At 72.4% G+C, this 7,527-nt stretch carries 10 protein-coding genes; 4 read left to right on the top strand and 6 right to left on the bottom strand.

Features of this window, described 5'->3' with window-relative positions:
• A partial coding sequence (locus tag ACWEVN_RS44650) for an FAD-dependent monooxygenase (protein ID WP_452055323.1) occupies positions 1–913 on the bottom strand: 913 nt, incomplete at its 3' end.
• Positions 914–1,014: 101 nt separating this feature from the next.
• Between ACWEVN_RS44650 and ACWEVN_RS44645 the strand changes: the two genes are divergently transcribed.
• Entirely contained in the window at positions 1,015–1,917 is a 903-nt protein-coding gene (locus ACWEVN_RS44645) for a LysR family transcriptional regulator (protein WP_449680891.1), read from the top strand.
• A 124-nt stretch (positions 1,918–2,041) separates the two neighbouring features.
• Here ACWEVN_RS44645 and ACWEVN_RS44640 read toward each other — a convergent pair whose 3' ends face one another.
• The 3 genes from ACWEVN_RS44640 to ACWEVN_RS44630 are packed head-to-tail and all read right to left on the bottom strand — an operon-like array spanning position 2,042 to position 3,951.
• A complete protein-coding gene (locus tag ACWEVN_RS44640) occupies positions 2,042–2,575 on the bottom strand; it encodes a pyridoxamine 5'-phosphate oxidase family protein (RefSeq protein WP_452055322.1) in 534 nt (177 codons plus the stop codon).
• Between the two features lie 2 nt (positions 2,576–2,577).
• Positions 2,578–3,078, bottom strand: coding sequence for a winged helix-turn-helix transcriptional regulator (locus tag ACWEVN_RS44635; RefSeq protein ID WP_449680893.1), 501 nt, complete (start codon positions 3,076–3,078; stop codon positions 2,578–2,580).
• A gap of 39 nt (positions 3,079–3,117) precedes the next feature.
• The gene (locus tag ACWEVN_RS44630) at positions 3,118–3,951 is read right to left on the bottom strand and encodes an alpha/beta fold hydrolase (protein WP_449680894.1); all 834 of its coding nucleotides are present in this window, start codon (positions 3,949–3,951) and stop codon (positions 3,118–3,120) included.
• Positions 3,952–4,050: 99 nt separating this feature from the next.
• On the opposite strand from ACWEVN_RS44630, the gene ACWEVN_RS44625 reads away from it, so the two are divergent.
• Positions 4,051–4,437: a winged helix-turn-helix transcriptional regulator gene (locus ACWEVN_RS44625; protein WP_449680895.1), complete on the top strand. Its 387-nt coding sequence runs from the start codon at positions 4,051–4,053 to the stop codon at positions 4,435–4,437.
• On the opposite strand, the gene ACWEVN_RS44620 is transcribed toward ACWEVN_RS44625, so the two are convergent.
• Positions 4,434–5,051, bottom strand: a complete 618-nt coding sequence (locus tag ACWEVN_RS44620) for a TetR family transcriptional regulator (protein ID WP_452055321.1) — start codon at positions 5,049–5,051, stop codon at positions 4,434–4,436. The two genes, ACWEVN_RS44625 and ACWEVN_RS44620, sit on opposite strands and share 4 nt — an antisense overlap.
• Before the next feature lie 101 nt (positions 5,052–5,152).
• Between ACWEVN_RS44620 and ACWEVN_RS44615 the strand changes: the two genes are divergently transcribed.
• Positions 5,153–5,458 carry a muconolactone Delta-isomerase family protein gene (locus tag ACWEVN_RS44615; RefSeq protein WP_452055320.1) on the top strand — a complete coding sequence of 102 codons (306 nt, stop codon included), beginning with the start codon at positions 5,153–5,155 and terminating at the stop codon, positions 5,456–5,458.
• Positions 5,459–5,561: 103 nt separating this feature from the next.
• Here ACWEVN_RS44615 and ACWEVN_RS44610 read toward each other — a convergent pair whose 3' ends face one another.
• The gene (locus ACWEVN_RS44610) at positions 5,562–6,134 is read right to left on the bottom strand and encodes a VOC family protein (protein WP_452055319.1); all 573 of its coding nucleotides are present in this window, start codon (positions 6,132–6,134) and stop codon (positions 5,562–5,564) included.
• A 136-nt stretch (positions 6,135–6,270) separates the two neighbouring features.
• Here ACWEVN_RS44610 and ACWEVN_RS44605 point away from each other — a divergent pair.
• A partial coding sequence (locus ACWEVN_RS44605; RefSeq protein ID WP_452055318.1) for an AAA family ATPase occupies positions 6,271–7,527 on the top strand: 1,257 nt, incomplete at its 3' end.

Here is a 7,527-nt window from a genome sequence, read left to right as displayed (position 1 = left end):
GGCCGAGCAGCGCGGCGTCCTCGATGCCCAGCGTCGCCCCGGCGGTGATGTGCGGCGACATCGCGTGCGCCGCGTCCCCGGCGAGCACGACACGCCCGGACGCCCAGTGCGGCAACGGCGGCACGATCATGATCCGGTTGTGCAGGATCGATTCTTCGGGCGTGGCCCGGATGAGCTGGGCGAGGATCCCGCCGTGCTCGCCGTCGTCCAGGTGCGCGGCCCGGGCCAGGGCCTGCTCCTTGCGGGTGCCGGTCGGTTCCGGCGTGTCGAACTGGTTCACCAGCCAGTAGACGCCGCCGTCGTGGGTGCGCACCCACCCGCCGCGGCAGCGTTCGCCGCCGAGGATCACCCGGTTCCCGGTCAGGCCGAGACCCGGATCCGGGAGCACGGCGCGCCACGCGTGGTGCCCGGGGTGTTCCTCCGCTGGCGTCCCCGGCACCAGCTGCGCGCGCACCGCCGAGTACGCGCCGTCCGCCCCGACGAGCACGTCGGCGGTGTCCTCGCTGCCGTCGGTCAGCCGGACGGTGACGTGGCCGGCGTGCTCTTCGTATGCGGCGAACCCGGTGGCGAGGCGGATGCGGTCCCGGCCGACGGCGTCGGCGAGCAGGTCGGTGAGCTCCGCCCGGTGCACCAGCAGGAAGCGGTGGTCCTCGACGCCGAACTCGGGCGTCTCGAGCAGCCGCCCGGCCGTGTCGTGGAAGTACATCTCCCCGGGTTTGCCGATGGCCCGCACCTGGTCGCCGACGCCGAGTTCGTCGAACACCGCCAGCGCGTTGGCCCACAATCCCAGTCCAGCCCCGGCCGCGCGGACCTCCGGCGCGTGCTCGTGGACCACCACGTCGATTCCCTTGCGGCGCAAGGCGAGACCGCTCGTCAGTCCCACGATCCCGCCGCCGATCACCACAGCTCGCATCGCTGTCCTCCTTCGTCTTCCGAATTCGACGGTAAGGACGGCCGCCGGTTAACTCCAGTGCAACGTTGATACGTACTCATTCCACCTGTGATAATCGGTCGGTGGACTACGACCTCAACCTCATCGAGGCACTGGACGCACTGCTCACCGAAAGCAGCGTGACCAAGGCGGCGGAGCGCCTGCACACGTCGGCCCCGGCGATGAGCCGCACGCTCGCCCGGCTGCGGCGCGCGTTCGACGACCCGCTGCTCGTCCGGGCCGGCCGCGATCTCGTGCCGACCCCGCGCGCGCTCGAGCTGCGCGGGGAGGTGCACGCGGTCGCCGCCCGGGCCCGCGCACTGTTCGGCCCGTCGACCGCCGCCGATCCGCGGACCGCGGTGCGCACGTTCGACCTGCAGGTCACCGACATGCTGTCCACGACGTTCATCCCGTCCCTCATCGACGACCTGCGGGCCGAGGCACCGGGGATTTCCCTGCGGCTACGACCGGAACACCTCCAGGACACCCCGGCGCTGCGCGAAGGACTCGTGGACCTGGAGATCGGGACGCTGCGCCCGGGCGACCCCGAAATCCACTCGGAAACCCTCGTCACCGAAACGCTCGTCGGCGCGATCCGCCCGGAACACCCCCTGGGCAAGGTCAAGACGGTCACCCCGAAGAGGTTCGCCGCGGCCGACCACATCGTGGTCTCACGCCGGGGCCGCGCGCACGGCCCGATCGACGAGCGGCTGGCCGAGCTCGGGTTGAGCCGCCGGGTGATCGCCGTCCTGCCGAGCTTCGCCGGCGCGCTGCACGTGGCGCGCGGCACCGACGTCGTCTGCGTGACCCCGGCCAAGCTGGGCCGCCCGATGCTGGAAACGCTGGGCCTGCGGACGTTCCCGATCCCGGTGGCGGTGCCGGAAGTGGTGCTCGGCATGGCCTGGCACCCCCGCAACCACCACGACCGGACGCACGCGCTGCTGCGCGATCGAGTCCGCCGGATCATGGCCGCCGCCGCGGGCTGATCCCTCCGGGCCGGGCCGGCCTCCCGCCACCGTCGGGATCGCTTCGGCGGCGGCGACCCACGGCGACTCGCGCTGTCCGCGCCCGACGACCAACACCGCCGATGCCGATCGGAAGCCTCGACCGTCAGAGCCGGTGGCTCGTGTGGGTGAACTCCACAGTGGACAGCATCGACGTCTCCGAGGGGTTCGTCCGCCGCCGGCCGAAGGCCAGGACCTTCGCCGGTTCGACGGCGAAGACCGCGACGTCGTCGTGGCCGCCCTGCCGGAAGCCGGTGTCGGTCGCCTCGTAGACCCAGCTGCCGTCCCACTTCCGCAGCCACGCCGCGGCGAGCCGGTCGAGCGTCGGGCGGTCGGTGACGCGGCGGGCCACGCCCTCGACGACCACGTCGAGAGCGTCGTCCCAGGCGTTGCGGCCCGTGGTCAGCACGACGTTCGGGTTCGCCGTGAGGTTGCGGTACTTCTGCTCGGTGGCGCCGGTGCTGAAGTGGACCGCCCCGTCCAGCCACACCGCGACCAGCGGTGTCACGTGCGGCCGGCCGTCGGCGCGGACGGTCGTGAGCCAGCTGATCTGGGCCTCTTCCAGCGCCCGCGTGGTTTCGGCCCAGCCGGTGGCCTCGGTGCCGGGATCGCTGAACCGTTCGTCGAGCCGGGTTTCCATCGTCACTCCGTTCGGTCGGCCGCGGAAGCCGCGTAGGCGGCATCGAGGCGCTCGGCGACGCTCGGGCCGTCCGGCGTCTCCCCGCGGCGGGTGCCGAGGTGAATCTCGCGCAGTTCGTCCATGAAGGCTTCCCACAGCGGAGGACCGCCGGCGATGAGCACTTCGGCGCGGGCCGCGTAGGCGTCGGCCACGGGCAGGTGCCGCACCCCCCACGCGCTGAGCTGCACGAGCACCGGGACGAGGTCGATCGCGCGTTCGGTCAGGCTGTAGGTGACCTTCTGCTTGTGCGACGCGTCCCCGGCCCGCGTGAGCAGCCCGTTCTCGACGAGCACGGCCAGCCGGTCGGCCAGCACGTTCGACGAGATCCGTTCCTCACCGCCGAGCAGCTCGCGGAAGTGCCGCGCCCCGCCGAAAACGACGTCACGCAGGACGAGCAGCGTCCACCGGTCGCCGAAGATCTCCAGCGACAGGTTGATCGGACACCGCGACCGGGCTGCCTTCACCGCTCTCACCTCGAAACTAGTTGCGTTACGAGAGCAGTATTACCCGGACCGGCCGGTGTCGAAACACAGCCGCTCCACCAGGGCGTCGGGGCGGTCCAGCGGGATGATGTGGCCGCAGTCTTCGATGAGGTGCGCCGTGAGGTCGTCGGTCACCGGGCGCAGCTGGCGGGCGAGGGTGTCGCCGACCGGGTGGGCGCCGATCGCCACGGTGGGCACGGTGAGCCGGCCGGTTGCGGCGGCGTGCGCGATCTGTGCGGCGCTTTCGGGCATGGCCCGGTAGTGGCCGAAGGCGCTGCGCAGGGCATCGCGTCCGGTGTACGCCGCGGTGAAGTGGTCCCGGATCGCGGGTGGCACGCCGCGGCCGCGGGTGCCGGCGTCGAGGAACCAGCCGATGTAGCCGGCCTCGTGCCCGGCGAGGACGGTTTCGGCGAGGCCGGGGACGGCGTGGAACCCGAACCACCACGGCGGCCCGCCGGCGAGGAAGTCCTCGGCGCCGGGCAGGCGCCCGAGCAGCGACTCCATGAGGACGAGCCGGCGGACCCGCTCGGGGCGCCGCATGGCGAGCAGGAACGCCGGCGGGGCGCCCGCGTCGATACCCACGACGGTCGCTTCCGGCTCGCCCAAGGCGTCGAGGAGCGCTTCGGCGTCGGCGGCGAGGGTGCCGGCGTCGTAGCCGTCTTCGGTGCGGGTGGTCGCACCCAGCCCGCGCAGGTCCGGAGCGATGACCCGGTGGTGGCGGGCCAGGTGCGGGATGACCGCGGACCACAGCCGCCAGGTGTGCGGGAAGCCGTGCAGCAGCAGGAAAGCCGGTCCGTGCCCGGTGACGGCCACGGCGATGTCGATGCCGTTCGCCCTGACCCGCTGCTCGTGCACCGTTGCCTCCTCGGCGGTTACCATTGGTTACCAGATGAGGCTAGGTAACCGGCTCGGCCCGGCCAAGACGGCACTTTCCCGACAGGTGGTGAGCTCCAGGTGACCCCCTCGCCGAAGGGCGCGCACGGCGACCTCTTCGACCCCGCCTGCCCGACCCGGCAGCTGCTCGACCGCATCGGCACGAAGTGGACGTCGATGGCGGTCAAGGTGCTGGCCGAGGCCGGCCCGGGCGAGGTGCGGTTCGCCGAGCTGCAACGGCGGATGCCCGGCGTCTCGCAGAAGATGCTGTCGGTGACGCTGCAGAGCCTCACCCGCGACGGCCTGGTGGAGCGCCGCGTGGAGCCGACGGTTCCGCCGAAGGTGCACTACCGCCTCACCGACCTGGGCCACTCCCTCGAAGTGCCGCTGGCGGCCCTGCGTGCCTGGGCGGAGGAGCACATGCCGGCGATCGACCGGGCCAACGCCGCGGCGGCAGACGGCGTCTAGTGGACCTGCTTCGCCGGCGGAGTGATCGGCGCGCGTCTGCGTGGCGGCCGGCCCGCGGGCATGATGTCGGTGAGCAGAGAAGTCACGGCGTCGGTGATCGTCTTCAGGTCGGTGTTGTCGCTGCTTTCCAGCCACTTGCGGTAGGCGGTACGGAAGATGTGGCTTCCCGTGCCGGCCGCCAGCTCCGCGGTGTCGGGATCGACGCCACGCTCGCGGAGTGCCTGGCGGAACCCTTCGGCCAGCTGGTGTTGCTTGATCAGATCGCGTTCCAGCAACCTCGGGTTCGCCGCGATCATCCGGCTTCGCCGGCGCAGGACGTCCCGTGAGCCGAGTTCCTCCCAGCCGAACCCGGCCAAGGTCCGGACGACGGCCAGAAGTGGCTGTTCGAGGTCGGGCGTCTGCCGGAGTTCCTGGATGAGTGCCGCGTAGAGCAGCTCCGCGTCGGCGAAGAGGATCTCTTCCTTGTCGGGGAAGTAGCGGAAGAACGTCCGCGTGGTGACGCGGGCGCGTTCGGCGATCTGGACCGCGGTGGTGGCCTCGAAGCCATGTTCCTCGAACAGCTCCATGGCGGCCTGCTTCATCCGCTCCTCGCTGCCTTCTTCCCACCGGGGCATGGCGCCAGCGTACTCGAGGTGATGTCTCGTCGCGACATCAGTGCTACGGTGATGTCACGACGAGACATCAGGGTGCACGAAGCGCCCTCGAAAGGAGAACCATGCCCGCGAACCTCGCCACGGGACAGACGTTCATGGTGGTCGGAACCCTCCGGGACGACACCGACCTCGCGGAATTCGCCGCGCTGAGAGAGGCCGAGCACCAGCAGCTGGAAGTGTTGCGCTCACAGGGAAAGATCGGCGCCCACTACGTATCCCCGGCACGGCGGGCGACGTTCGTCGAGGTCATCGCTGCCGACCAGGCACAGGTGGCGGAGATCCTGGCGACATTGCCGTTCGCCCGGTTCTTCGACGCCGACGTCTACCCGCTCGCACCCCAGGACGCCGCGGAAGGGACGCGATCGTGAAGGTCTTCCTCCGCGTCCTCGTCGGCCGGGATGAACACATCCGGCCCGGTGGCGCCGGGACCCACGGAGCACGCGCCGCCGCGGTGTGTTCACCCCGATCGGGTCAGGCGTCCTGGTGGTCGGTCATGTACTGGGCGTACCAGACCGGCCATTCCTCGTCGTACCGGCCGGTTTCCTTCTCGTGCTCGCCGTGTGCGGCCGCGGCCTCGCGCAGGGCCTGCTCCAGCTGCTGCGCCGAGCCGTAGGTCGCGCCGGAGACGCGGCCGGGGAAGCGGGCGGTGATCTCCTGCAGCAGCCAGGTGTTGCCGTCCGGGTCGCTGAACGACGCGAACGACGCGTAGGTGCCGTGGCCAGGGTGCGCACCGGGGGCGAAGGCGCCGGTGTCGTCGCGGTGGAAGACCTCGCTGACGTCGACGCCGAGCTCCGCGAGCTCCTTGCGGGCGGTCTCGATGTCGTCGACGACGAGGTAGGTGCCGCGCACCGAGCCGGGGGCGGCGTCGGTGATGCCGGTGCCGAAGTGGACCGACGCCGGCGATCCCGGCGGGGTCAGCTGCACGACGCGCGAGGTACCGAACTCGATGTCGGCGTCTTCGCGCCAGCCGAGTGCCTTGTAGAAGTGCTTGGTGCGGTCGACGTCGGTGACGGGCAGGACCACGACTTCGAGCTTCATGTCCATGATCGGACTCCTTCTCCGGGTGGCGGCGGGGTTCGCCGCTCGCCACCACAGTCGTCTCCCGGGGGTGCGTTCGCCCCCGGGAGACACCCTGGTGTTCCGCGGGCCGGTGCCCCGGGGATGGCGCTAGGGTTCCGGGGTGTCTGGTCGGGAGCCGGAGCTGCTGGGCCGCGGCGAGGAGCTCGCCGCGCTGGACGGCGTGCTCGCCGCCGCGCGGGCGGGACACAGCGGGGTCCTGGTGCTGCGCGGCGAGGCGGGCATCGGCAAGACCGCGCTGCTGGACCACGTCGCGGCGCGGGCGACCGGCTGCCGGGTCGCGCGGACGGCCGGTGTCGAGTCCGAGCGGGAGCTGCCCTACGCCGGGCTCCAGCAGCTCTGCGCGCCCTTCCTCGACCGGCTCGAGCACCTGCCGGCGCCGCAACGGGCCGCGCTCGGCACGGCGTTCGGCTTGACCGCGGGCGCCCCGCCGGACCGGTTCCTGGTCGGCCTGGCGGTGCTGACCCTGCTCGGCGCCGTTGCCGAAGAGCGGCCCCTGCTGTGCCTGGTCGACGACGCGCAGTGGCTCGACCAGGTGTCCGCGCAGACCCTCGCGTTCGTCGCGCGGCGGCTCTTGGCCGAGCCGATCGCCCTGGTCGCCGCCGTCCGCGAGCCCGAAGGGGACCCCGGCCTGGCCGGGCTGCCGGAGCTGACCGTCCGCGGCCTCGGCGAAGCGGCGGCCGGCACGCTGCTGGACTCGGTTTTCCAAGGCCCGCTGGACGCTCGCGTGCGCGACCGGATCGTCGCGGAAACGCACGGCAACCCCCTGGCCCTGGTCGAGCTGCCCCGGTTCTGGACCGCCGCCGAGCAGACCGACGGGCTCCTCCGGCCCGACGGCGACGCGCTCGCCGGCCGCCTCGAGCGCTGCTTCCTGCAGCAGCTCGCCCCGCTGCCGTCCGACACCCGGAAGCTGTTGCTGGTTGCGGCGGCGGAGCCGCTGGGGGACGCGACCCTGCTCTGGCGTGCGGCCGGCGAGCTCGGATTGGGTGCCGACCCCGCCGCGGCCGCCGAAGCGACCGGGCTGATCGAGTTCGGGCCGCGGATCCGCTTCCGGCACCCGCTGGTGCGCTCGGCCGTCTACCGGTCCGCCGAGCCCCGCGAACGGCGGGAGGTGCACCGGGCCCTGGCCGAGGTGACCGACGTCCGCGTCGACCCGGACCGGCGTGCCTGGCACCGCGCGCAGGCCACCGTCACCCCCGACGAAGACGTCGCGGCCGAACTGGCGCACTCCGCCGGCCGCGCCCAGGCCCGAGGGGGCCTCGTCGCCGCCGCGGCGTTGCTGGAACAGGCGGCCACGCTCACGCCCGATCCGGCGCGGCGGGCCCGGCGCGAGCTCGCCGCGGCCCGGGCCAAACGCGGT

The sequence above is a fragment of the Amycolatopsis sp. NPDC003861 genome (assembly GCF_053605405.1).
Note: the sequence above shows the minus strand (reverse complement) of the source record. Positions and strands in the feature narration are given on the sequence as shown.

Excerpts from the sequence above, each read along its gene's own strand:
- ACWEVN_RS44610 (WP_452055319.1), bottom strand. The coding sequence starts at position 6,134 with ATGGACATGAAGCTCGAAGTCGTGGTCCTGCCCGTCACCGACGTCGAC.
- ACWEVN_RS44640 (WP_452055322.1), bottom strand. The coding sequence starts at position 2,575 with ATGGAAACCCGGCTCGACGAACGGTTCAGCGATCCCGGCACCGAGGCC.
- ACWEVN_RS44615 (WP_452055320.1), top strand. The coding sequence starts at position 5,153 with ATGCCCGCGAACCTCGCCACGGGACAGACGTTCATGGTGGTCGGAACC.
- ACWEVN_RS44620 (WP_452055321.1), bottom strand. The coding sequence starts at position 5,051 with ATGCCCCGGTGGGAAGAAGGCAGCGAGGAGCGGATGAAGCAGGCCGCC.